The sequence below is a fragment of the Lewinellaceae bacterium genome, assembly GCA_020636105.1.
In the GTDB taxonomy this organism is placed as follows: Bacteria; Bacteroidota; Bacteroidia; order Chitinophagales; family Saprospiraceae; genus BCD1.
Window position 1 is genome coordinate 874,764 of record JACJYL010000001.1, and the last position, 26,097, is coordinate 900,860.

The following is a 26,097-nucleotide window of genomic DNA, read 5'->3' on the forward strand; positions in this document are numbered from 1 at the left end:
GGTTTACATTAATCATTTAATTTTCCCTATTTTAGCCCCAAATTCAACACAGTGATAAAAGCGACCAATATTCATAAATCCTACGGTACCCTGCATGTCCTGAAAGGAGTAGATTTACACATCCCAAAAGGCGAAGTGGTATCCATTATAGGTAAATCAGGTGCCGGAAAAAGTACGTTATTGCATATTCTGGGTACCTTGGATAATGCACACCAGGGCGAATTGTACATCCAGGATGAAAATGTATTTAAATTATCCCAAAAACAGTTGGCGGCCTTTAGAAATAAGAACATTGGTTTCATCTTCCAGTTTCATCATTTACTGCCTGAGTTCACGGCTCTGGAAAACGTATGCATCCCCGCATACATAAGGAGACAATCTGTAGCAGATACGGAGCACCGGGCCAAGGAGTTGCTGGATTACCTGGGGTTATCCGAACGCCTGACCCATAAACCGTCACAACTTTCCGGCGGCGAGCAACAAAGAGTGGCGGTGGCCCGCTCTCTGATCAATAATCCGGGCATAATTTTTGCAGATGAACCTTCGGGAAACCTCGATTCAGCTTCCTCTAAGGAATTACACCAGCTCATATTCAAACTTAGAGAAGATTTTAACCAGACCTTTGTGATCGTCACCCACAACAGTGAATTAGCGGAAATGAGTGACAGGATTCTGGAAATGGAAGACGGATTGATCAAAAATTAATAGATAAGGAGTAACTGTTAACCACGAAAGATGGAAAATAATCCGACAGAACAGGGCCTTCCTGAAAACAAATCACTCAAAAGCCTTTTTAAAGAGGTTTTCTATGCCGTAAAAGACTGGTTTGCCGATTTGATTGATCTTAAGGAAGGGTTGAGCCGCGAAGGAACCATAATTGCCATAAAAAATAATAAGAGGATGCGTGGGGCCAATGCATGGATGCTCATGTGTTCAATCATGATCGCCTCTCTGGGTCTGGATCTGGACTCCGCAGCCGTGATCATCGGCGCCATGCTCATTTCCCCTCTGATGGCTCCCATCCTTGGCATAGGGCTGGCAGTAGGCATCAATGACCGGGAAGCCCTTATTATTTCACTCAGGCATTTTTCCATTGCCATTTTTATCGCGCTCATCACCAGTACTTTTTATTTTTCGATTACCCCCCTGGGGTTACCAACGAGTGAAATTCTAAGAAGAACAAGCCCTAATCTCCTGGACAGCCTTGTCGCCGTTTTTGGGGGATTGGCCGGCATCATTTCCATTTCCAGAAAAGATCAGTCCAATGCCATTCCCGGAGTAGCTATCGCAACGGCCTTGATGCCACCATTGTGCGTAAGCGGTTATGGTCTGGCCAATGGAAACTGGCAGGTCATGCTCAATGCTTTTTACCTGTTCTTCCTGAACTCTTTTTTTATCGCACTAACCACTTACATCATCATCAGGTTGCTTAAATTTCCCTTTAAGGCTCACCTTGATGAACGGGATGCCCGCAGAACGAGCATTTTTATTCTGGTATTTAGCCTAATCATTATCCTGCCAAGTGCAAAAATTCTCAAAGACCTCATCGTCTTCCAGAAAAATAAAGCAAAAGCAGAGTTGTTCATCCAGGATCATTTCAAAGAAAATTGCATTGATTTTTCCTTTGTAGAGGGCGACACCACCAACCAATTGGTGCTCGAGTTACTCGGCAGGAGTATTACTCCTGATTCCGTCAATCATTACAATAATTTGCTGGCAACAGATTACGATCTAAAAAATACCATTCTTAGTATCATCCAGGACAACAGTATTCGCCTGGACAAGATCAATAAGATGCAGCTGGAATTATCGAGTTTGGGCCAGATTGCCAACCAACTCGAAACAGTGAATATGGTCAAAACCGACCAGGAAACTCTAATCAAAGAACTTTCCCACAAAATTGACAGCATCAATTCCATCAGCATTCCGCTTAAGAAAATCGGGAACGAATTGAAAACAATTTTCCCCAAACTGGATGAGGTGGGTTTTGCCAATATTGAAAAAAGCGCCTTCAATAACGGGACCGTCACCTTGCCGCTGTTAATCATAAAATGGGATCGAAAGACCTCTTTAAATCAACGACAAAACGATGAAAAAAAGATCTACGATTTTATGATCCAACGAGCCAATCTGGATACGTTACAAATCATTGCTTACTAATTAATTTTGATGAATGCATTAATACTCGTTGATATCCAAAACGATTTTTGCCCTGGAGGGGCACTGGAGGTTAAAGAAGGGGATCAAACCGTTCCCATAGCCAACGCCCTGTCCGAGATATTCGACCTGGTAATCGCCACACAGGACTGGCACCCTTCCAACCATGGCAGTTTTGCGGCCAACCACCCCGGCAAACAAATGGGAGACGTGACGGTATTGAACGGTTTACCCCAGATCCTTTGGCCCGTTCATTGTTTACAAGAAAGCCATGGAGCAGAATTTGTCGCCGACCTGAACCTTAAAAACATCGATAAAATATTCGTAAAAGGAACGGATGCAGGGCTAGACAGTTATTCAGGATTTTTTGACAACGGCCACACCAAGTCCACCGGATTACACGATTTTTTGCAACAATCAGGAGTTAAAACAGTTTATATCATGGGGCTGGCGTTGGATTATTGTGTGAAATTCACCGCCCTGGACGCTGCAAATCTGGGCTACAAAACCTACCTTGTTGCCGATGGCTGCCGTGGTGTGGAACTCGAAAAAGGAGATATCAAAAAAGCCATCGAAGAAATGCAGGAAAACGGCATTTCGATCATTAATTCAGAAGACGTCGTCGCCTCTTTTAAAGAAAACAAAAGGAATCAAAAACTACATCAAATGATATCAACAGAAAACTTGTCTTCTCATGAGCTTAGAGAAATGGAAGATGCCTATGGTGCCCATAATTACCATCCTCTCCCGGTCGTTTTATCACGGGGAGAAGGGGTTTTCGTATGGGATGCGGAAGGAAAAAGATATTATGACTTTTTGTCTGCCTATTCAGCCGTAAACCAGGGCCATTGTCACCCCCGGATCATAGAGGCACTTATTGAACAAGCCAAAGTCCTGACCCTGACTTCAAGAGCCTTTTACAATGATATGCTGGGCCCTTACGAAAAATTTATGTCCGAATATTTCGGTTATGATAAGGTGCTTCCCATAAATACCGGAGTGGAGGCGGTTGAAACGGCCTTAAAACTTTGTAGAAAATGGGCTTACAAAGTGAAGGGTGTTCCCGTCAACCAGGCAAAAATCATTTTTGCCAGTGCCAATTTTCATGGCAGGACGCTGGGGGTCATTTCTGCGTCTACCGATCCTGATTCAACGGGAGGATTTGGGCCATACATGCCAGGCTATATCATTATCCCTTATAACGATCTTGAGGCTTTGAAAGAAGCCATGCAGGATCCGAATGTTGCAGGATTCATCGTTGAACCCATCCAGGGTGAAGCAGGTGTAGTCGTACCGGACGACCATTACCTTCCGGAGGCTTATGCCTTATGTCAGCAACACAAGGCACTTTTTATTGCTGATGAAGTTCAAACGGGAATTGCCCGCACCGGAAGATTACTGGCCTGTGACTATTATGGGTTTAAACCAGATATCCTTATCCTGGGCAAAGCCCTTTCCGGAGGAGTTTTTCCGGTTTCCGCTGTACTGGCAAGAGATGAAATAATGATGACGATCCTTCCCGGAGAACACGGCTCTACATTTGGCGGAAATCCTTTGGCCTGTGCGGTAGCTATGGCGGCTCTCGAAGTGGTCAGGGACGAAAAGCTTGCGGAACGAGCGACAGATCTGGGTAAAAAATTCAGGGCCAGACTTCAGAAGGAACTGGTCGAAAAATCCGATCTAATCACCTTGGTTCGTGGCAAGGGACTCCTAAATGCCATTGTCATCAATGATGATGAAAAAAGCAAAACGGCCTGGAATATGTGTATGAAACTCGCCGAAAACGGGTTGTTGGCCAAACCAACTCATGGAAATATTATCAGGTTTGCCCCGCCATTGGTCATGACAGAAGACCAACTTGATGAATGTTGCGACATCATTATCAAAACGATCCTGGATTTTGAATAATTTGTCAATAGGAATGAGAAAGAAGAAGATAACAAATAACGAAATGGTTCAAAAGTTAATCATTTGAACAATAAAATAACATATTAACATAGTTTAAGTGATGTTTTGGATGAATCAGATCCGAAGCAAAAAGCTATGTCACAATTTTGAATAAAACACCTGTAATAATGATAAAAAGAATTTATTTGTCTTTTGCGGCAATTTTACTTTTTTCAATGTTGAATGCTCAGGAAACCACAGTTTATACTGAGGCCGACAGAGCTTTTAAATCCGGAGAAGAATTGCTCGCTAATGGATTATTTGCCAAAGCTCAGGGCGAATTTGAAAATGCCGTCCATTTATTGTTGCCTGTCAATGAAGCGGCCAACCGGCAATTGCTTGCCAAAGCGGAATTTTATTATGCAAAATGTGCGGTCTTGCTGGAACAACCCGACGGTGAAAAACTCATGCTTGATTTTATTCGCACCTATTCTCCTGATCCCATCGCGAACGATGCCCTGATCGAAGTGGCCAATTACTATTACAATTCACGAGATTTCGACAAAGCACTGGAATATTACAACCAGGCCCCCCTTTCAGGACTGAGTAAACAACAGCGTGCAGAGGTTAATTATCGACAAGGATATGCCCTTTTTGTAAAACAAAAGTTTTCAGCCGCCAAGGCAAAATTCAGGGATATTGCCAATTACGACAGTGAATACCAATCCCCGGCCAATTACTATTTGGGGCTTTGTTATTTCTTTGATGGGGATTATGAAAATTCCATCAAACACCTGAGGGTGGCAGAACGCTCCAAGAGATACCAACCACACATTCCCTATTACCTGGCGCAAATCTATTTTGCCCAGCGCCGCTACCAGGAATTGATCGATTATGCCGAACCGAAACTGGCCAGCCGCGGGCTGCGAAACCAAACAGAAATATCTCAGCTCGTCGGACAATCTTATTTTGAACTGGGTAACTACCCAAAAGCCCTTGATTACCTGCGGTACTATGCCGAGAATAGCCGCAAGATGAGGGAAGAAGAGTTTTATCAGCTTGGTTTCACGGAATACCAGGTAGGAAACTATAGTAAGGCCGCCCAAAGTTTTGAAGAATTGAATGGTATTGATTCCAAACTCGGCCAGTCAGCTATGTATTATCTGGCAGATTGCAATCTGCGGGCAGGCAATAAAAGAGCTGCCCGAACCGCTTTTGCCAGTGCAAAAAGAATGGATTACGATTCACAAATACAGCAAGAGGCATTATTTAACTATGCCAAACTATCGTATGAACTTAAGGATTCCAGGGAAGCCATCACCAGTTTACAGGGCTTCAAACCTGAATCTCCCTACTATACTGAAGCTCAAAAACTGATGAGTGAAATTTTCCTAAGCTACCGCGATTATCAACAAGCCATGGAAATTATCGAAAAACTGCCTAATAAAACGCCGGACATCCAGGAAAGTTACCAAAAAGTAACTTATTTCCGTGGATTGCAATTATTGCAGGCTGGAGATATCCCGGGAGCTAAAAATCTATTCGATCGTTCCCTGCAGTTCCCGATGGATACCAAAACCAAAGCACTTACCACATTCTGGCAGGGAGATATTGCTCACCGTGAGGATCAATATGAGACAAGCATCCGTAAGATCGATCAGTTTATGACCATGGCCAAAACGCTTACTGGTTTACCAGACGAATCTTCGGTTTTTACGGCCAATTATATCCAGGGGTACAATTACCTGAAAAAAGAAAATTACGCTGCTGCCGTAGGCTTTTTTGATGAGGCCGTCGCCGGTATTAAACGCAATAAAGCCTTTATCAAAAACACAGAAGTAAGCAACAAAGTCCTGGGCGATGCTACGGTAAGAGCAGGTGATTGCTACTTCAAACGCAACAATTACAACAAGGCGGCGAACTATTACGATGAAGCCATCAACAACCGTTATACCGGTTTTGATTATGCTCTTTATCAAAAAGCCGTTATTGAAGGCCTCAGGGGGAGAACCACGGAAAAAATCCTTGCGCTGGAGCGCATTCCCCGGGATTTTCCAAATTCCGAATATGCCGACGACGCCCTTTTCCAATTGGGCGTTACCTACCAGGAAATCAACAAGTTAAACAACGCCGCCGTACCGCTTAAAGCTTTGGTGGAAAATTATAAAAACAAATCCGACCTGGTCAACCAGGCACTCATCCAGCTGGGATTGATCAGTTACAACCAGGGAAACCTCCAGGCAGCAATCAATTATTACAAGCAGGTATTTTCGAATAATCCTACGCCGGAAGAGGGCAAACTAGCCCTTGCCGCCCTGGAGGAAATTTACGTCCAGGATCTTGGCCAGTCCGACCAGTATTTTGCCTTCCTGGAAACCATTCCTGGTTACAAGATTGATAGTGACGGCAGGGATGCCATCGACTTTAAAGCAGCAGAGACTCAATACGAAAGAGCCAATTATGCCCGGGCGATAGAAGAGTACACCAACTATATGCGCAAACATCCAAATGGACTGAATTTGCTGACAGCTTATTACCACCGCGGAGAATCCTACACCATTCAAAAAGAATATGATCTGGGTTTGTTGGATTATGAGTATGTAGTGGATCAGGGATCAAGCCGTTATTATGTAAAAGCGCTGGAGAAAGCAGCCATTATTACCTATAACCATTCTAAGGATTTCCAAAAGTCGTATGACCTATATACAAAACTCGAAGCGGCTTCCACTAATGAAGACATGAGGTTCGAGGCACAACTGGGCGCCATGAGGAGTGCCTACCGCACAGGAAACACCCAGGCTGTTTATGCTATGGCCGGCAAGGTGGCTACCCACCCTAATGCTTCAGCGGAACAAAAAGCCACTGCCAATTATTTCCTTGGTAAGATAAGTTATGACCGCCGTGATTTCGATAATGCCCTCACCTCTTTTGAGGAAGTAAAACGACTGAGCGATAATGAGTATACCGCCGAAGCGCGTTATCTCGTTGCAGATATTTATTACCAACGCCGGAACCTTGAAAAAGCCCAGGAAATTTGCCTTAACGCCAATAAGGAAAGTTCAGCCTATCCTTACTGGGTGATAAAAAGTATTATCCTTTTGTCCGACATTCTGGCAGAAAAAGGTCAATTGTACGACGCGCGTGCCGCCCTGGAGGCTGTTCTTGAGAACTATAACGAGGATGCTGAACTGGTCAATATTGCTCAAACCAAATTAAATGCTATAAACAAGCAACTTAATAAGAACAGCAATATCGATTCGAATAATACCCTTGAACTCATTGATGGCAATTGATGATGAAGATCTTTTGGAGGGCAATAGATTTGTTTAATGACTAAATGCTAAAAAAAATGCAACCAATTAAAAATATATTTTTTCTTATCGCTGTATTGTTTGTGCAAACAGCCTTTGCACAGGGGGATCTCCCTGGCAGCCAGGTGGATGTGGTAAAAAGTTTTAATGCCCGTTTGAACATCACTGAAAAAGTTGACGTCACACCAACTTTACCTGCCCTGGATACCACTTCAAAAAGGCAACAGTATAATGTGGTCACAAAAACCATCCAGGTAGAGTATCTGCCCCCCAAAATAAAACCCCTGGCTGATAAAACTGAAACGTTACAAAAAAAATACGATGGCTATCTCAAAGCCGGCGTAGGACTGCCCATTTCCTTGTACGGGGAAGGTTCTTATAACATTATCAACAAAAAAGACAAACACCGCTTTGGCGTTGATCTATACCACTACTCGGCCAATAACAATAAAAATATTGAAAATCAAAAATTCAGCGATACCAAAGGGGAAGTGAATGGTGCCTATTTCTTCGACCAGGGTTTTGCCGTAAGTGGGCTGCTTGGCTACGAAACGGACAAGGTTCATTTTTATGGTTACAATGACCTGAACAAGGAAACCGGTACAAATTTCACCTTTGATCCGACAGACATTGAGCAAAGGATCTGGACGCTTTATGGAAAAGCCAATATTTTTAACGGAGAAAGGATGGCGCTGGATTTTAATTATGATGCAGGAGTAGATTTTTACCTGCTCCAGGACAGTTATGCCGCCAAGGAAAGAGGATTCGCCCTTAACATCGGCGCTACAAAATGGATCAATGAAAAGCATCCTTTAAATGTAAAACTGGTCACGGATTTCACCACCTACAATGTCGATGAAAAAGCAACGCTTAACAACTTTTCTTTGGCACCCAATTTTACCTGGCACCAGGACCGTTTCAAAGTTAAACTGGGGGTCAATATCGCCACCAATGAAGATAACTTCTCCTTTTTCCCTGATGTTGAAGCCAATGCCACCATTGTTGAAGGCATCGTCACGGCTTTTATCGGGGCTAACGGAGAGTTGTATAAGAATAATTTTAAGCACTTAAGCGATTACAACCCTTTCATTGAATCAAAGGTAAATATTAAAAATTCAAAATATCTCCAATATTATGGTGGGGTAAAAGGTAATATCCGTGGTATTGATTACAACGCACAAGCCGGATACAAGGCCGTCGATGATCTGGCTTTGTTCCAGTTGTCAGCACAAGAAGATTCCATTGCAAGATTTGATGTACTTTACGATACGGCCACCATTGTTTACTTTAAAGCCAACCTCTCCGCCCCTATCGTTAAGGGGTTAAAATTAACAGGATCGATCTCTCAGAATATTTATAGTCTCAATAATGAAGCAAAAGCCTGGCATCTGCCTGCTTTTTCGGTAAGTGCCGGAGCACGTTACAGAACCGAAGACCAAAAGCTTCTAGTTAAGGCAGATTTTTTCCTCGAAAACGGTGTACCCTACAAGGACATCAATGGAAAAGCGCAAAACCTGAACGGACTGTTTGACATCAGTTTGGGCGGTGAATATTTCTTTACCGAAAAAATAGGCGGCTTTATCCAACTCAACAACCTGGCCAGCAACAACAGACAAAGATGGCAGCGTTATCCTACGCTGGGACTCAATGCCCTGGTCGGGATCACCGCGAGGTTTTAAACCAATTTATTTCACTGCTGAACCAAAAAGAACGGCCGATCTGCAGTTATCCTGAATTTTGCATTAGTGCAAAATTCAGGATTTTTTTTTGAAGTGCTGCACCGGGGTTTTTTGAATGAAAAAATGGATGATTTTTTGAAAATAAATTAGAATATTTTTTGGGCAAAAACTTTGCATGAAAGGGGAATTATTCTATCTTTATCAGTGACTAAAAACATTTATTTTTTATCATAAAGACATCAGCAATAATTGATTTATCCCTTATTATATACAACAAAGTGGGATGAGTATTTTTTGCAAGTCCGGCTGCTCGCCGGGCGTATTTTGGAACCGTTCCTGTTTAAGGAACATTTCTTAATCAAAATTATTAACAGATGAATATTTCTTTCAACGAATTACGGGAAATTAAACACAATTTACCCACAGGAAGTGTAAAACGCATCGCTGAAACGTTGGGCATTGAAGAACAAACCGTTCGGAATTATTTTGGTGCCAATAAATTCGGCGATGGAGAAATTGTAGAAAAACATGTACAACCCGGTCCTGACGGTGGCATTGTATTTCTGGAAGACACCACCATTTTAGAACTGGCTAAACAAATGATCGAAGAAGGCCAAAACAAATAACTAAAATAAAAAACGGGAAATAGTAAATTTACTACTTCCCGTTTTTTATTTGGTTAGATTCCAAACCCAATTTCCCTGGCTGTCGAGGTATCCCACCTTGTCACCTTGTTCTGCCCTGAACAGTCCTTCACCGGCATAAGTAATCAATTCGTAAGAAGGTTTGGCGATAGATTGCCCGTTAAGATTGGTCAAACCGCTATAGCCGGAAATCATTACCTTGGCATAACCACCAACAAATTTTTCAATTTTATCATATTTTGGAGGGATGAGTGCCATTCCCTTTTGATTGATGACTCCCCATTTACCATCCATTTGAACAACTGCGACTCCGTGATTATAAGCTCTTGCCGTTTCGTAATAGCCGTTGTAAAGACCTGCCTGTTCCGTAATATAATAAAACCTGAATTTTTTATCCCGCACCAGTCCTCTGCCTTCGTTAAACCTGAGGAGCCTGTCCAGGCTGGGTTTGATGATATAATTCCCTTCCGGGTCAATCAACCCGGCCTTGCGGATGCCTTTGTAAACAACGGCCCTGCCATCTTCAAAATCCTGGCACCGCGTAAAGGAATCTTCAATCCCTTCCTGTCCGCTTTTGCGAATATAACCGCAATTGCCTTGCAGGCTAACAGCAGCAAGGCCCTCGTTAAAACCTGAAGCTTTGGAATAAATGCATGGAATAATGAGTTTTCCCAGCGTATCAATAAATCCGTATCCATCCTTATCTTTCACTACCGCCAGGCCTTCGCTGTAATCTTCAATTTTGAGATAGTCATTATTGGTGATCTTAACTCCCTCCTTATTAATAACCCCATACCTGACCTTATCCTTGCCATAGCGCACTACCGCCAGTCCATATTGGTTAAAATCACTGATTTCGCCATATTTAGGCTTCATCACAAAGGACCCCGTTTTATCGATGAGTCCATATTTCCCGCCTATTACTACTCGTGCTACGCCATGACTGAAATCGTAACCTTTCTCGAAAAATCCTGAAATAACGGTTGCGCCCTCCTTATTAATAAATTTCACCCCTTCGCTGTCAAGCACCCAGCTGAGGCCTTCACTGAAATTGCCACACTGCCTGTATTTTACTTCTATTTGTATATCTCCGTCCTTATCAACAAAACCCCAGTAGCGCCCCATTTTTACGACAGCCAATCCTTCATTAAAATTGCCCACTTCCTTAAAACGACATGGAATGACCTCTATCCCATCTCTGTTTACATAACCCCATACCCCATTGCGTTTGACGGAAAGCCTGTCCTCGGCAAAATAACCTATTTCATCATAAACAGCACTTACGCATAATTCGCCCAAAGTATCTATCAATCCATACTTTGGAGCTTTTAAATATACTTTTACAATTTTATGTCCCGTATTTTCCAGGTAATCAATCCCATCATACTGACAGGCAATGAGTTGTTTTCCGGAAGAGTCAATCATCCCCCACTTATCTTCGCATTGAACCATCCCGGTGCCGTTGATAAAGTCCCTGGCAAAGGTGTATTTAGGTCCGATGACCACGCTTCCCAAAGTATCGATATACCCCCATTCACAGTTTTCACAAACCAAAAATGCATCCTGCTGAAAAAGCTTATCATAATTGGTATAATCCAACATAAAAGAAGGCGCAAAAATTCCATTTAGATAGTCGGATAAACGCCCCAGCTCCCTGTCAGGCTTCATACTTCCCGATAATTGCCCGGAAAGACTCATCCGTGCACGCCCCTGATTAAAATCACCTATAAACGCAAAATCTCTTCTGACCACCCTCCCAATCCTGTCCATAAGTCCATGTCTTCCATTGGAGGCAATAAACCTCGCCACCGGGTAACCGGAACGAAAATCATCAAAATATACATGCAGAAAATCCATCTCCGTGACCAGTATCCCTTCAGCATTATTGACCAACCCAAAAACCATTTCAAAGCGGTAGGTCGTTCTTTCAAAATCATATTTATTGTATTTCCACATTCCTACCAGGGTAAAACCGATATCCGATTCCACCTGAACATACTGAAAGGCAGGTTCAATTTGAATGCTCCCGTCAACAATTTTTCGCAGGCCCCAGCGATCGGTCTCAGGAGAATAAAACCATTCGAAATTGTCCAGTTGATAAAAGGTTTTGGTTTCGGCCGCCTCATCTGCAGCGTTTTTCCCGGCAATTTGTACCTGGAAATGATTGGTAAATTCGTCCGAGGAGAGCAATGCCCCCTCCTGATCAAATTCAAATAACTTCAACTGGTCTTTTCCATCATTTCCCACATAAGCCCTGGCCTTATTACCTGAGATCTCTATTCTTTTAAATTCGGGTGCAATGACCTCTGCTCCAAATTTATTGGCAACCCCGAACAAACCATTTCTTTTGATCAGGCAAATATTACCCTCCAGCGGAGAGATATAATCGTAAGCAAAAGGAATGAGTGGTTCATCCTGTTCTTTGACAATACCCCATGCCCCTTCATAATTCACCCTGAACAATCCTTTATCGTAGGCCTGGATTTCCGAATATCGGGGAAAGAGGATTTGGTTCCCACACCAGTCAATGAGCCCCAGTCGGCGTTTCTTCTTAACAATGACGTATTTCTCTGAAAAAGCATAAAAATCATCATAGTCGGCTTCTGTGATGATGCGTTCGCAGGCTACCGAATACAGGGAAAATTTTGTATCGGCCACCAATTTTATATATTCATCAGAGAGGGATCGCCATGCCTCGTATTTCGTTTCAATAATGTGTCTTCCCTGAAAATCAACGGCGCCCCAGAAATTATCTTCACGGAAGAAAAACAGACTGTCATTTTCGATCTTAATTTCATTGGCAATATTGGGGAGAATTTCCTTTCCGCAGTTGGACAACAGGCCCATCATTTTCCCTTTGATGGTCAGAAAAAAATTGCCCTCTTCAAAGGAAATTTCATCGTACAGCGGTTTGGCTATTTCAGTTCCATCCATTTGTACAATTCCCCATTTTTCATTTTTCATGAAAGCGAGATAGCGGCCTCCCCAGAGTTGGAGCCGGGTATATCCTTTGTTCAGAATTATTTTTCCGGAAAGGTTGATGACCATCCATTCTCCGTTATCCATTACGGCTACCAGGAGAGAATCTAGGACTTTAATATCATGATATCGGGGAACAACAATTTCCACTCCGTTTTTATCGAGCAGTCCAACGCCACCGTTTCTTTGCATGATGGCGTAACCAAAATTTTTGAAATCACCGATGGCTTCGTAATTCGCTTTTTTCACGAGTTCTCCCTCGGCATTGATAAGCCCCCACATCTTGTCTATTCTTACCGGGAAAAGCTTTTGGGCTGTCACTTCTAAAAACAGGAGAAAAAAAGTAAATAGCAGAATGGATTTCCTCATGGGTTTATTTAGCATTTTAGACTAAAAAGGGAAATACCAAAGACCTCACTTCAAAAAATCAATGGTAACACTTTCCCACAACAGGCACTTTTAAGGTTTTTGGTCTAAAGTGTTATAACGCATTAGTAAAAAAAATATTTTTAATAATCCCTGACAATGATCAAATCAGCTAATTCTTCCAGGCCCTGCTTTGATGAGCCTGAGCCTGATATTTTTTCGAGATGAACAAGGGCCTCTTCCTTATACCGCTTCATTGCTTCAACCATAAGATGTGGGATATTGAGCGTGTTAAAAATTTGGGTCACTTCCCGAACCTTCAACTGATCGTCTCCTTCAACATTTTCCATCCATTTTTGAAGGGTCTTCTTCAAATCCGGCGGAGCGATCTCCAATGCCTTGAGTATCAACCAGGTTTTCTTATTTTGAATAATATCCCCCCCGGGTTGTTTCCCCACTTTTTGAGCATCTCCGAAAGTATCTAGAAAATCGTCCTGAAGCTGAAAAGCTATTCCTATATTTCGCCCGAATTCACAAATTCCGTAGAAATCTGCCGCTGAAGCCCCTCCTATAACGGCACCGATGCCCAGGCTTCCCACCAACAATGCGGCTGTTTTCAACTCGATCATTTTTAAATAATCAGGAATGGAAATATCATTGGAGGTTTCAAAATCCATGTCATATTGTTGCCCCTCACAAACCTTTATTGCTGTTTCATTGAAAATGTCCAATATCCTGGGGATGACAGTTTTATCCTCTGTTTTACACAAATACTCATAAGCAAGGATTACCATTACATCCCCGGAAAGGATGGCCGTATTTGTATTATACCGTTCATGAACAGTGGGTTTTCCCCTTCTCAGCGGCGCATCATCCATGATATCATCATGTACGAGGCTAAAGTTGTGGAAAATCTCCACAGACAAAGCTGCAGAAAGCGCTTTGTGATAATCCGTACCAAAAAGGTCACAGGCAGCCAAAACCAGAACCGGCCTTAGCCTTTTACCCCCAAGTTTCAGAATGTAATTAACAGGATCATAAAGTGCCTGTGGGTCCCTTGAAAAAGAATTTTCTATAAGGTACTTCTCTATTACAGGATAAAATCGTTGAACCAGCTGCATGATAATTTTTAATTTTAAACAAAACTAACAAAGATTACCAAAGGCCATAAAAAGATTGTAAAATAATGATTAATTTGTCTTCCAGAAAATGAAACATTATGAATCCCAAATAAGTATTACTAATTATGAGAAGTAAAAGACAGGTTAATATTCTTCTGATCGAAGACAACTCAGGTGATATTTGGTTAACAAGGGAAGCATTTAAACAAAGTAACAAAAACACTAACCTGGAAGTAGTTACTGACGGGGTTGAAGCTTATAATTACCTTAAAAAAAAGGATCCATATCAAGATAAACCCCTTCCTGATCTGATCTTACTAGATCTGAATCTGCCTAAATGGGATGGTAGAGATGTGCTGGAAAAGGTAAAAACAGACGAAGACCTTAAACACATTCCGATCATTATCCTGACTACCTCAAACGCAAAAAAAGACGTTATCAATTGTTACAAGTTATATGCCAATTGTTTTATCACCAAACCGGTTGATTACGAGAGTTTTTTTTTAATCATCCAACAAATAGAGGGCTTTTGGATTGATACCGTTATTTTACCCACTTCAATTTAACCGGAAAAAAGAACCTATAGAAACTCTATTGAATTTTTAAATCAAGATCTGTTATAAGGTTTTGGGTGTCAATTGGAGCAAAGGTAAACCTATGAATATTTCCCTTCTGACCTAAAAAAATAAAAATTATTTTTTTAAAGCTCACTTACTTAACTTTGCATTACCCGTTTTAACAGAAAGAGGCCTTAAATAATTTATTTTTTGCCGAAATGAGACAAATATTACATTCTTTAAAATCATGAAACAATTATCGGTTATCAATATTTTGGTTATTGAAGATAACCGCAGGGACGTCCAACTGATTAGAGAATTTCTCAAAAGTGCTTCATTTAAATATAAGCTCTTTCATTCCGCTTCTTTAATTGGCGGTCTTGACTTGCTCGAAGAAAAGCCCATTGATCTTGTTCTTTTGGATTTGTCCCTGGATGACACATCTGGTTTCAATACCCTGACAGATTATTTAAAGAAAGTTGAAAACATCCCGGTAATTGTATTAACCGGAGATAAAAAGGAGTCCGTAGGAATCAAATCCGTTTCGGCCGGGGCACAGGACTTTCTAGTCAAGGGGGAGTTCAACGAGGAGAGGCTGGCCAGTGCCATAAAATATTCGATCCAAAGATTTAAAAGCCAGGCTAAATTATTGGAAAAAAACCAACAACTATCCATAAAGGAAAAAAGATACAGAGAAGCCCAAAAAATAGGAAAATACACCAATTGGGAAATGAATATCGTCAGCAATAAAATGAAATGGTCTGATGAGATGTTCGATATTTTTGGCTTTTCTCCCCAAAGTTTCACTCCCAGTCTTTCTGATTTTCTAAGGTACGTACATATTGAAGACAGGCAAAAGGTTGAAGCCTTTTTTGAAAGCGCTATCAAGACCGGCGAGCTGACCAAAATTAAACACAGGATTTTGGTTAATGGCCGGCAAATAAAACTCCTTAGCCTGAGGGTTCACGTCAAATACGATGAAACCACAAATAACATCATCCTTTTTGGAAATCTTCAGGAGTTGACCGAAGGCTCTGTTAACCATGTTACAAATAATGATCAGACTGAACAAATTCCTTCTGGTCTTAAACTCGAATATTCCTCAGCTATCCCAAAAAATTTCAACTTTTTTGAATACCTGGCGATTTCTACAGGGTATCTTTCAGAATTGTTAAATTCTGACCTTAACCCCGTCCAATTAGATTTGGTAAAAAACATAGCCCTGGCCCTGGGAAATTATACAAAATTGACCAGTAGTCTTCAAAACCTGCTCCCAATACTGGCGCAAACCAATCCGGCGCCTGACCAGGAATTTATTACATCAGAACTGGCCGAGGATATCAAAAATCTATTTCAACTACAGAAATTACTATCCAAAACGGTTGTAAATTTCCACCTGAGAAACAATCCTCCTGAAAACCTGTACGGATCCCGAAAGGATATTCGAATCGCTATTTTTAACCTTTTATTACAAGCCATTGCCTTTAATGAGGAAAACCAGGATATCAACGTTGACATTGAATACCTGGAACACCCCGTTTCCGTGCTTCAATTCAGTATAATTTTCAAGGGCGATCCAACCGAAATCAACGAAACCGGCAAACTGAGCAGAGAACCCAATGTTTTCAGGCTGGAAAATATCCCAAACCTGCTACAGGTTCATCCATTGGACATCGTCACTAATGCCTATCACTTACTTAGATCGGATGCCAGATTAACCGTAAAAAGGGCGAGATTAAATACCATTACCGTTACTTTCCCTGTTGAAAAGATCGAAAAAAAGGCCGATGGCGAACAGATTTCGAGCCCCGTCAATTTCCTGTTGGTAGAAGATCATGTCATGAATCAAATTGTTTTGAAAAAAACACTGACCGCATGGTCAGGAAAAATTTCCGTGGAGGTTGTGCCTTCCGGTAAAGCCGCTATTGAAGCGCTAAAAAGGAGATTTTTCGACTTGATTCTGATCAATGTAAATCTTCCCGATATAGATGGCATTGAAACAGCACGGCTAATTAGGAAACATAAAACAACTCCCATCCTGGGGATCAGCTCCTACCCTTCCAGCCAGGAAAAATCCCTATGCCTTGAAGCCGGGATGAATGAATACCTCGAAAAACCTTTTATCCATAACCAACTATTCGAAAAAATCCTTTTTTTGCTCCAATAAAAATAAACCTGGATAGGTACCCGTTTTTAGGATGGATTAAATTGCACAAACGAACGTTCATTCGTACTTTTGCGCAAATTCAAAAACCATTCCTAAATTATGTCAAGATTCCATACCTTAAATATCAGGGACGTCAATAAAGAAACAGAAGATTGTGTATCTGTTGCATTTGATATTCCTGCTGACCTTTCCACAGAATTTTCCTATTTCCCCGGTCAGCATCTTGTACTCAAAACAACCATCAACGGGGAAGAAATCAGACGCTCCTACTCTATTTGCTCCAGCCCTTCGGAAAACGAACTTAGGGTTGCCATCAAACAAATAGAAAGCGGACTATTTTCTTCTTTTGCCAATACGATCCTAAAAGCAGGAGATCAACTTGAAGTCATGCCTCCATCCGGAAAATTCGGTTTTGGAAAAAATGTATCGACAAAAGGAAATTATGTTGCCTTTGCAGCAGGAAGTGGCATCACCCCCATTATTTCTATTATCCAATCCACTCTTGAAAGCAATGAAGAGAGCCAGTTTACTTTGTTTTACGGCAATAAGACCGAGAACTCAATCATTTTTAGCGAGCGGCTATCCGCGCTAAAAAATAAGTTTATGAACAGGCTCGGCATTTATCATATCCTAAGCCAGGAAAATCCGGGAAATGACCTTTTTTACGGAAGAATAAACCAGGATAAATGCAAGGCCTTTTGTGAAAAACTAATTGATCCCAAAACCATTGATTCCTTTTTCATTTGCGGACCATCTGACATGACGGAGGACATCCGCCAAGGCCTGCTGACAGCAGGAGTCCCTTCTGCTAAAATTCATTTTGAATTATTCACGGCTCCTGATCAAAAAATTGAACGAAACACCCCTGTTTCCATTTCCAGGGAGGTTTTTAAAGTTCAACTTAATATTAAGATAGATAATAAATCCTTTTCTATCGAATCCCCCACCAGCGACGGAACCATTCTCGAAATGGCCTCCAGAGCAGGACACGACCTTCCATTTTCATGCAAGGGGGGCGTATGTTGCACCTGCAGAGCTAAACTAACCGAAGGAGAAGCTAACATGGATGTCAATTATGCACTGGAAGAAGATGAATTGGAATCGGGATATATTCTCACCTGCCAGGCCAGGCCAAAATCTAAAAAAATAAGCGTAGATTTTGATGCGTGATGTGATAAACCTTTAAACCACGGGAAATCAATCCATGATAAAATCGAAGAAAGAAGAGATTCAGATTGCAGCCGCCACACTTTTCAGAGACCGTGGATACGCTTCTACCTCTATGAGGGATCTCGCTGAAGCGGTAAACCTTAAAGCCTCCAGCTTATATAACCACATCAGCGGGAAGGAAGAAATTTTAAAAGATATTTGTTTTGAAACAGCCCAGCGTTTTTTGGATACATTGGAGTCGGTTGAGCGACAGAACATATCCAACACCGAAAAAATAAAAACCCTCATTAACCTGCACATCCAGACGGCTATGACAGATGTAACCTCCATCACTGCTTTCAACGATGAATGGCGTCATTTGAACGAACCCCACCTTGGTGAATTTAAAAGTATCCGAAAAGCCTATGAAAACCGATTTAAGGCCATTATCAAAAACGGAATTGAAAATGAAGAAATCAAATCGATAGAACCTGCAGTAATTCTATACACCATTCTTTCATCCGTGCGATGGATTTATGATTGGTACAAACCGGCAGAGAAATCCTCCCTTAAAGCCTTGGAAAATGATATGAAAAAAATATTAATGTCCGGCATCACGAAATAATCTTAATTTTGCAGCAAGCAATTAATTTTATTGATGAATACGAGAAGAGTTATTGGGGAAAATACACAGATTAAAAAAAAGCAATCCTCATTTTTGAGCCTAAGATTAGCCATCTGGCTTATGGTTGCTGAATTGATCCTGGGAATTGGAGGTTATATTCAATTGGAAGGCTATACCCTGAGAGAAGCTTTTTACATGACCATCATTACCATTTCAACGGTAGGCTTTTCTGAAATCAGGCCATTAAGCCCCAGCGGCCAGATGTTAACCTCTGTTTTAATTCTTGTAAACATTGGTATTTTTGCCTACCTGCTTTCCGTTTTCAGTTATTACGTCATACAGGGTGAAATTTTTAAAAAGATGAATTACGAATTGATCCAGAAAAAAATCAGTAAACTTAAAAACCATGTCATCATTTGTGGCTACGGCAAATACGGCAAAGAAATAGCTCTACATTTACAGCAACATAGCATACCCTTTGTAATCATTGACCAGGATGTGGCTATAATTGAAAAAATGAGATTGGACCGCGAAAACCTCTTATACATCCATGCAGATGCAACCATGGATGATACGTTACAAAATGCGGGGATCGATCGCGCAGAAGCTATTATTTCAGCTTTACCAGATGATTCTGAAAATGTTTTTATCGTCATTACAGCCAAAAATATGAACCCAAATATCAACATCATCAGCCGGGCTTCACAAATAAAATCACAAAAGACATTATTACTCGCGGGCGCCACACACGTCATAATGCCAGAGCAGATTGGAGGTTATTATATGGCTACCTTGGTCAGTAAACCGGGGGCAGTGGAGTTTTTTAGTTTCATCACAAGAGATAAAGAATCAGACATCAGCTTCGAGGAATTGAAATATGAAGATATGCCCGCCGGATGCCGGGACATCTCCTTAAGAGATATGAATATCCGAAAAAGAACCGGTGGCGCCAATGTGATCGGTTTTATCAATCCAAACAACAGTTATGTCGTAAATCCGTCCCCTGACACGATTCTCGAACCTGGTTCCAGTTATATCGTTTTGGGAAGCGATTCTCAATTAAAAGCACTCAAAGAATTACTGGAGGATTATACTGTTTAAGCAAATACAAAACATAAATTTAAATGGCTCTCATTAAAAAAGTTAGGGGTTTCGAACCCCAATTTGGTGAAAATTGCTTCCTTGTTGAAAATGCAACCATTGTAGGAGATGTTCAGATGGGCAACCACTGCAGCGTTTGGTTTCAGGCAGTGATTCGGGGAGATGTCAATAGCATTAGAATGGGTGACAATGTGAACATCCAGGATGGTGCAGTCATTCATGGCACTTTCGAAAAATTCTCTACCACTATCGGGAATAACGTTTCTATCGGCCACCAGGCCATGGTACACGGCTGTACCATAAAGGATAATGTACTCATAGGTATGGGCGCAATCGTTTTGGACAATGCCGTGATCGAAGAAAATTGTCTGATCGCAGCCGGTGCCCTTATCCTTGAAAATATGGTGTGTGAGTCGGGAGGAATTTACGCGGGGGTTCCGGCAAAAAAAGTTAAATCAATGAACCCTGGAATCCTCAAAGAAAAATTTGAAACCTTGGCGCAAAGTTACATCAAATATTCAGGCTGGTACAAAGAGGAATAAAAAAAGGCTAAAGACTAAAGAAAAAAGGTTAACGGGATTTTTCACTCTTGTAATTTAGCACCATAACAAAGATCCCCCGCATCCCCAAGCCCTGGAACGATATAAGACTTTCCTGTTAACTCTTCATCTATGGCCCCTACCCAAATGGTAATATCAGGAAATTGCCCGCGAAGATAATTTATACCATCTACAGATGCGATAGCCGTGACAATATGTATGACTTCAGGAGTTCCGTAGTCTCTTAAGGATTTTAAAACAACCTTCATTGAAGCGCCGGTTGCCAACATGGGGTCAATCAGGATTAAGGTTGACCCGTCCAGATCAGGACAAGTAATGTATCCGGCCTTGATGTCAAAAGAACCGTCCTTGCGATGCCGGCGATAAGCAGAAATAAAAGCACTCCCCGCCTCATCAAAATAATTGAGCAAACCGTTATGCATGGGCAAACCGGCCCTTAGAATAGTGGCCAAAATGATACGATCATTGGATTTCCGGGATTGGGCAATACCCAGAGGCGTTTCAACCTCGTGATCGACATAATTCAGGGTCTTGCTTATTTCATAGGCAAAAATCTCTCCCAGTCTTTCGAGGTTCCGCCTGAAACGCATACTGTCCTGCTGGAGGCTTTTATCCCTCAATTCATTGAGGAACTTGAATACCACACTATTTTGCTCGCTAAGATTGATTATCATTTTGGGTAAATTTAGCCTCAATATAAATAAAATTTCGTCCTGTTTAAACTCCTGGACCCATTAAATTTTTGCCCCATAAAAAAGAGGCTTCTTATCTTCAAATGTTGCCGGCTAAAGGCATATTTTGACGATTTTCCGGTAAGCATCTTCCCAACCTTTCCATCCATGAATAGCTGAAAAAGAACTGTTGTGCCACAAAGTGGTAAAGGTGCCGCCATATTTTCTCACCTGCTGCACCAGGGAATAAACTTCATCAACAGCCTGGTCTGGTGTTAATTTCATATAATTTTTCAAAGTAACATCCATTACCTGAAATGGATAAATAAGAAGAGAGGTGGCGGTTTCCCTTTCCAGGTCATACCAGAAAAAGGGACTGGCCATCCCGGCCCTAAAGCCTATATCTTCGGCAAAACCCATGGTGTAATCCGCTTTAACGCCAGCCTGAATCAAAGACCTGTAAGTTGTTGGAAACGAAAGTTTCAGGTAATGTTGCCTGCTGTTTTCAACAGCACTTTTCTTGATGATAGCCAACCTCAGGATTTCCGCTTCCATTTTTTTATAATCGTCGTTCGAAGCGTAAGATGGATGGATGCCGATGGTTTCCCTGGGGCCAATGTTTCTAATGAGTTCCTGGAAAATATGGTTTTTCCAGGAAATACTTTTATCAAAAGGACCATGCTCTCCCATTAAAAAGAACCAAAGAGGAGTCAAATTATAATGCTTGTGCAATACTTTTAATCTTTCAAAAGTAAAAAAAGGATCCTCCTCTCTTCCCAGCCATACCTTTAAGCGGGAGTCCAACATTTGGGTTTTAAAACCAAGAGCATCTTTAGCCCATCCACCAACAGAACGCCACCCCTTGTGTTGGAAGGCCCAGGCCATATCAACATCGTAAGTAGGCTGAAAATAATATTCCGGGGCCTGTAATTCCAGCCCCGGGAACTTCAACATGAATAGTTCCCGAAGATATTTTGCCCAAATATTGACAAGGGGTAAATGTAAAAATCCATTTCTGGAAGCAAGGCTTTCCCCGGCAGTAAATCGACCATGGACATCTGCATTAAATGGCAGATATTCCTCATAACGGCTCAGCAAAAAGAAAATCATGGCAGGCAGATCGAAATCTATATCCGCACCAGGGGTATCTAAAATAAAAAACCGTGGAATTTCATCCATTTTTTCAACCTTCAAATCCACCGGCCGGATCGTATTCTCGAAAAGGAATCCTGATGACGGAATGAATATTTCCCGCGCTGAAAGTCTTTGACTACTATAATTCAAACCACTCCCTTGAAAAGACCTGAATTCATCGCTGTTTCCTGTGAACCGAAAATTCAACCCTAACAATTGCCCTAAAAGAACCTCCATGGTGTAGGTCAATCTCGGTGCAATTCCAGTGGTATAAACAAGACATTCCATAAATGACGACAAAAATCGGTTGATTAAGATTCCTGTTTCAAAGATAAATATTTTGGCCGCCAAAGCTCTATCGCAGCCCAGCTAAAAACCAAAATATACTCAATTCCGACGACCCAAAGGTTTTCAAAGAAGGGGTCGTAAGTGTAATTAATATAGGTCAAAGTAATTAACCCCGACCAAAGCACCGCAAAGCGAAAATGAGTAAATATGGAAAGGGCAAGCGGAAGCAGCACATACCAGGGGTGCACAGTAGGGGTAAATGACAGGTAAAGACAAATGGCAAACAGCATTTTATGCATCAGACTTCCCCCGGTCAGGTCTTTTTCTTTTATGGCAACCAATAGAATGCCCAGGAAGGTCAAGCTTGCCAGGATCGGTCCGATGAACTTGATCAGGTTGAAGCCGCTGATGATATAACCAACGTATCTCACCAGGTAATAAATGCTGGCGTTGAATTCAAATTTTCGAAAATAAAGGTCAAGACTTTCTCCAAAATGATCAAAAAAAACGCCGTTGATCAAGGGGATAAATAAGACCAAAAGCGTTACACCCAAAACGGCAAAATAAGCCATCGATTTTTTCCACCCTAACCTTTTTATGAAAAACATCAAAAACAATAAAGGCAACAATTTTGAGGCCACCGCCAGTGCCATAGCTATAGCCGAAAGGTAAATCCGCCGGGTAAACAGCCAGAAAATCCCAATCATTAAAAAGAAAATCATTACCCCCTCAAAATGAAGATTCCCGGTGATCTCAATAATGACCAGTGGATTCAAAGCATATAATAAGGTATTCTTTACAGGAAGTTTCAGGTGATTCAAAAGCCTGGGTAAAATAAATATAGTCCCCGCCTCAAAAGCGAAAATCACTATTTTCATCACCACAGTACTCCAGTAAATGCTATGGGGAAATAACCAGGTTCCCAGGGTAAAAACAACCTGGGCCACGGGAGGATAAATGGTATAATGGTCAGGAGAATTGAGTCCGGCATAAAGATTTTGATCCAGCCAGGGCCTGGCCCAACCTTCTGCCATGATTTCATCGGGCAAATAATTAAAAGGATTATGACCATGACAGATCAGGCGACCGTCCCAGATGAACCGGTAGATATCATCAGAAAGTTGTGGAAAAGCAAAAATCAAAAAAAAACGAACCAGCAGGGCGAGCATAAAATAAAAAGGCAGATCCTCCGTTTTTGCCCTCTGCCAAATCATAAAAAAAGCAAAAAAAGCAAAAGCATATCCCCCAAAAATAAGCTCAAAGTCAGATTGACCTGCCAGGAAGCCCAATACCAACAGAGGTATCATAAATAGCCCCCCCAAGGCAATGGATCCTTTATTAAATGCTATTTTCGACATACTGTCTTATTCCTACCCTGCGACCCGCAAATGTTTGACGGTGAAGAAAAAGATACCGCCGTACCCAATAAACAACATCAGGTGGAAAAAGAAAAAAGTCGTATTCTGCAGGTAGAGGCCTAAAATCATCGCCCCCAGGAAATATAGGGCCAGTAGTCCTTCAAATACTGTGGTCCACGAAAGTTTGGCATTGACGTACTTCTTGCTTTTTACCGTATCAGCAATATCTTTAATGTTGAATTTCGGGGTTCTTACAAAAGGAGATTTTTTGCCCATAAAACCCTGGATCACCGCGATGGAATTATGAAGGGACAAGCCCATTGAAAGACTCAGAAATAAGGGAAAAAGCAAAACAAAATTCACTATTTGCTTTAAGGGGCTTATCCCTTTATGAACGTCTGCCTGAACATTGGCTACATAATAAACAGCAATGACAGAAAGGAATCCTGCCAGGAAAATACCGAAGAAATTTTTACTGATTCCTGCATTGAAAATATCCCCCAGGAAATATAATAAAGGTACACTGAACACGCCGATGATAAATACAAAAACAAAAATGGAACTGGCCAGCAAGTGAACCGTCGTGTGGATCTTTTCCGGGAAAGGCATAGATGATCTCCAAATGGTAGGCAGCATTTTTTTGGCCGTTTCAGCCCCGCCTTTCATCCAGCGGAATTGTTGAGATTTAAGGCTGTTCATCTCAACGGGAAGTTCTGCCGGTGAAACAACTTCTTCCAGGAAATGAATCTTCCAGCCCCTAAGTTGGGCCCGTATGCTGAGGTCAAGATCTTCAGTGAGTGTGTCCGCTTCCCATCCTCCGGCATCTTCAATGGCTTTCCTTCTCCAGACTCCGGCCGTGCCGTTAAACTGCAACATATGTTCTCCCACCATGCGACCTTTCTGTTCCACCGTAAAGTGAACGTTCAACTGCAAAGCCTGCAAACGAGTAATCAGAGAATAGTTGCCATTGATATGCTCCCAACGGGTTTGAACCACGCCCACTTTTTCATCATCGAAATAAGGAATAGTGGTTTTTAAAAAGTCGGTTTTGGGAAGAAAATCTGCATCAAAGATAGCAATAAATTCGCCTTTGGCCACCTGGGTGGCTGCCTTTAAAGCTCCTGCTTTAAACCCCTTGCGATCGGACCGGGTAATATGGACAATGTCCAACCCTTTCGCTTTATATTCATTTACTTTATTTCGGGTAATCTCGACTGTTTCATCAGTAGAATCATCCAACACCTGAATTTCAAGACGGTCATGCGGATAATCAAATTCCGCAACAGTATCAATCAACCGCTCCACCACATACATCTCGTTGAAAATGGGCAACTGAACCGTGACGAAGGGATAATCAAAATCCCCGGCTTCAGCGGATTCCGTTTCTATCTGGTCTTCGCCGGCCATAACCATTTTTCTGGATTCAATTTTATTTTGAGCAGCGGTAAGTGCTGAAGCATTAGCAGCATCTTTTGCATGCCCTCTCTTGTAATGATAAAGCAAATTGAACTGAAAAAGACAGTAGATCGTAATGTAACCCAACGCTACCGTGTAAATAATGAAAACTATTGCTCCTAATATTGGCATTTTAAAATAATTTAAAAATGGTCCATAAAATTTTAAACCCTGCGAGAATCGTTCCTTTTACTGTCCCGGAAACTTTGGAAACACCAATGCGTCTCCTGTAAGTAACGGGTATTTCTGTGCTTTTTAGCTTCAATTTGGCAGCCTTCACCTGCATCTCAACGGTCCATCCAAAGTTTGGATCGGCCATTTCCATTTGCAGTAAACTGGTCCATTTCACAGCCCTGAAGGGGCCCAGGTCTGTAAATTTGTAGTTATAAAAAAAACGGATAAGTGTAGTTGCCAGCCAATTTCCAAAAATTTGTTGAGGCATCATGGCTCCTTTTTCAAGACTACCAAGTGTTCTGGAACCTATTACGAGATCAAAATTATTATTGACAATCGGGATGATCAATTCGGGCATTTCTTCCGGATGATCGGAATAGTCCCCATCCAGAAATACGACTATGTCGGGTTGATCGTTAAGATCTTTTCTTTTCAAATACGCTATTCCCTTCAAACAGGCACTGCCATAACCCTTTAGCGGCTGGTCCAAAACGATTGCCCCGGCACCTGCGGCCACCTCTGCAGTTTTATCGGTGCTGCCATTATTACATACCAAAATGTCCCTCACCAGGTTTTTTGGAATATCGGCAATCACCTTCCCTATTGAATCCTCCTCATTGTAAGCAGGGATGATCACATCCACTTTGGGTGGTTCCAAATTTAGTCATTTTTTTAGTGACCGCAAAGATAGAAGAATTTTAAATAAATCTTATG

The 26,097-nt window shown here is 41.7% G+C and carries 19 protein-coding genes; 12 read left to right on the forward strand and 7 right to left on the reverse strand.

Going from position 1 to position 26,097, the window contains the following annotated elements:
- Positions 1–51 precede the first annotated feature (51 nt).
- The 6 genes from H6571_03175 (at position 52) to H6571_03200 (ending at position 9,660) form a co-directional block, all read left to right on the forward strand.
- Complete coding sequence (locus tag H6571_03175) at positions 52–705, forward strand: ABC transporter ATP-binding protein (GenBank protein ID MCB9322720.1); 654 nt, start codon at positions 52–54, stop codon at positions 703–705.
- 30 nt (positions 706–735) lie between these two features.
- Positions 736–2,160 carry a DUF389 domain-containing protein gene (locus H6571_03180; protein ID MCB9322721.1) on the forward strand — a complete coding sequence of 475 codons (1,425 nt, stop codon included), beginning with the start codon at positions 736–738 and terminating at the stop codon, positions 2,158–2,160.
- Between the two features lie 9 nt (positions 2,161–2,169).
- Complete coding sequence (rocD, locus tag H6571_03185; GenBank protein ID MCB9322722.1) at positions 2,170–4,065, forward strand: ornithine--oxo-acid transaminase; 1,896 nt, start codon at positions 2,170–2,172, stop codon at positions 4,063–4,065.
- A 167-nt stretch (positions 4,066–4,232) separates the two neighbouring features.
- On the forward strand, positions 4,233–7,337 hold the full coding sequence (locus H6571_03190; protein ID MCB9322723.1) for a tetratricopeptide repeat protein: 3,105 nt from the start codon (positions 4,233–4,235) through the stop codon (positions 7,335–7,337).
- A 56-nt stretch (positions 7,338–7,393) separates the two neighbouring features.
- Positions 7,394–9,034: a hypothetical protein gene (locus H6571_03195; protein MCB9322724.1), complete on the forward strand. Its 1,641-nt coding sequence runs from the start codon at positions 7,394–7,396 to the stop codon at positions 9,032–9,034.
- A 374-nt stretch (positions 9,035–9,408) separates the two neighbouring features.
- Positions 9,409–9,660 (forward strand): DNA-binding protein, encoded by a 252-nt coding sequence (locus H6571_03200; GenBank protein MCB9322725.1) that lies wholly within the window; start codon positions 9,409–9,411, stop codon positions 9,658–9,660.
- Between the two features lie 45 nt (positions 9,661–9,705).
- On the opposite strand, the gene H6571_03205 is transcribed toward H6571_03200, so the two are convergent.
- Both H6571_03205 and H6571_03210 read right to left on the reverse strand, forming a co-directional pair.
- The gene (locus H6571_03205; GenBank protein MCB9322726.1) at positions 9,706–13,026 is read right to left on the reverse strand and encodes a WG repeat-containing protein; all 3,321 of its coding nucleotides are present in this window, start codon (positions 13,024–13,026) and stop codon (positions 9,706–9,708) included.
- A 140-nt stretch (positions 13,027–13,166) separates the two neighbouring features.
- Positions 13,167–14,144, reverse strand: coding sequence for a polyprenyl synthetase family protein (locus H6571_03210; GenBank protein ID MCB9322727.1), 978 nt, complete (start codon positions 14,142–14,144; stop codon positions 13,167–13,169).
- Between the two features lie 125 nt (positions 14,145–14,269).
- Here H6571_03210 and H6571_03215 point away from each other — a divergent pair, with 125 nt between their 5' ends.
- The 6 genes from H6571_03215 to H6571_03240 all read left to right on the forward strand — a co-directional run bounded on the left by H6571_03215 (position 14,270) and on the right by H6571_03240 (position 20,285).
- A complete protein-coding gene (locus H6571_03215) occupies positions 14,270–14,710 on the forward strand; it encodes a response regulator (GenBank protein MCB9322728.1) in 441 nt (146 codons plus the stop codon).
- A gap of 238 nt (positions 14,711–14,948) precedes the next feature.
- Complete coding sequence (locus H6571_03220) at positions 14,949–16,868, forward strand: response regulator (protein MCB9322729.1); 1,920 nt, start codon at positions 14,949–14,951, stop codon at positions 16,866–16,868.
- A 96-nt stretch (positions 16,869–16,964) separates the two neighbouring features.
- Entirely contained in the window at positions 16,965–18,038 is a 1,074-nt protein-coding gene (gene paaK, locus H6571_03225) for a phenylacetate-CoA oxygenase/reductase subunit PaaK (protein MCB9322730.1), read from the forward strand.
- 34 nt (positions 18,039–18,072) lie between these two features.
- Positions 18,073–18,642 (forward strand): TetR/AcrR family transcriptional regulator, encoded by a 570-nt coding sequence (locus H6571_03230; protein ID MCB9322731.1) that lies wholly within the window; start codon positions 18,073–18,075, stop codon positions 18,640–18,642.
- Positions 18,643–18,735: 93 nt separating this feature from the next.
- Complete coding sequence (locus H6571_03235; protein ID MCB9322732.1) at positions 18,736–19,743, forward strand: potassium channel protein; 1,008 nt, start codon at positions 18,736–18,738, stop codon at positions 19,741–19,743.
- A 23-nt stretch (positions 19,744–19,766) separates the two neighbouring features.
- A complete protein-coding gene (locus H6571_03240) occupies positions 19,767–20,285 on the forward strand; it encodes a gamma carbonic anhydrase family protein (protein ID MCB9322733.1) in 519 nt (172 codons plus the stop codon).
- A 41-nt stretch (positions 20,286–20,326) separates the two neighbouring features.
- Here H6571_03240 and upp read toward each other — a convergent pair whose 3' ends face one another.
- The 5 genes from upp to H6571_03265 form a co-directional block, all read right to left on the reverse strand.
- The gene (gene upp / locus H6571_03245) at positions 20,327–20,977 is read right to left on the reverse strand and encodes a uracil phosphoribosyltransferase (protein ID MCB9322734.1); all 651 of its coding nucleotides are present in this window, start codon (positions 20,975–20,977) and stop codon (positions 20,327–20,329) included.
- Between the two features lie 111 nt (positions 20,978–21,088).
- Positions 21,089–22,408, reverse strand: a complete 1,320-nt coding sequence (locus tag H6571_03250) for a polysaccharide deacetylase family protein (protein MCB9322735.1) — start codon at positions 22,406–22,408, stop codon at positions 21,089–21,091.
- Between the two features lie 11 nt (positions 22,409–22,419).
- Positions 22,420–23,754 carry a hypothetical protein gene (locus H6571_03255; GenBank protein ID MCB9322736.1) on the reverse strand — a complete coding sequence of 445 codons (1,335 nt, stop codon included), beginning with the start codon at positions 23,752–23,754 and terminating at the stop codon, positions 22,420–22,422.
- A 12-nt stretch (positions 23,755–23,766) separates the two neighbouring features.
- Entirely contained in the window at positions 23,767–25,341 is a 1,575-nt protein-coding gene (locus tag H6571_03260) for a glycosyltransferase (GenBank protein ID MCB9322737.1), read from the reverse strand.
- A 1-nt stretch (position 25,342) separates the two neighbouring features.
- Positions 25,343–26,041, reverse strand: a complete 699-nt coding sequence (locus H6571_03265; GenBank protein MCB9322738.1) for a glycosyltransferase family 2 protein — start codon at positions 26,039–26,041, stop codon at positions 25,343–25,345.
- Positions 26,042–26,097: the final 56 nt, after the last annotated feature.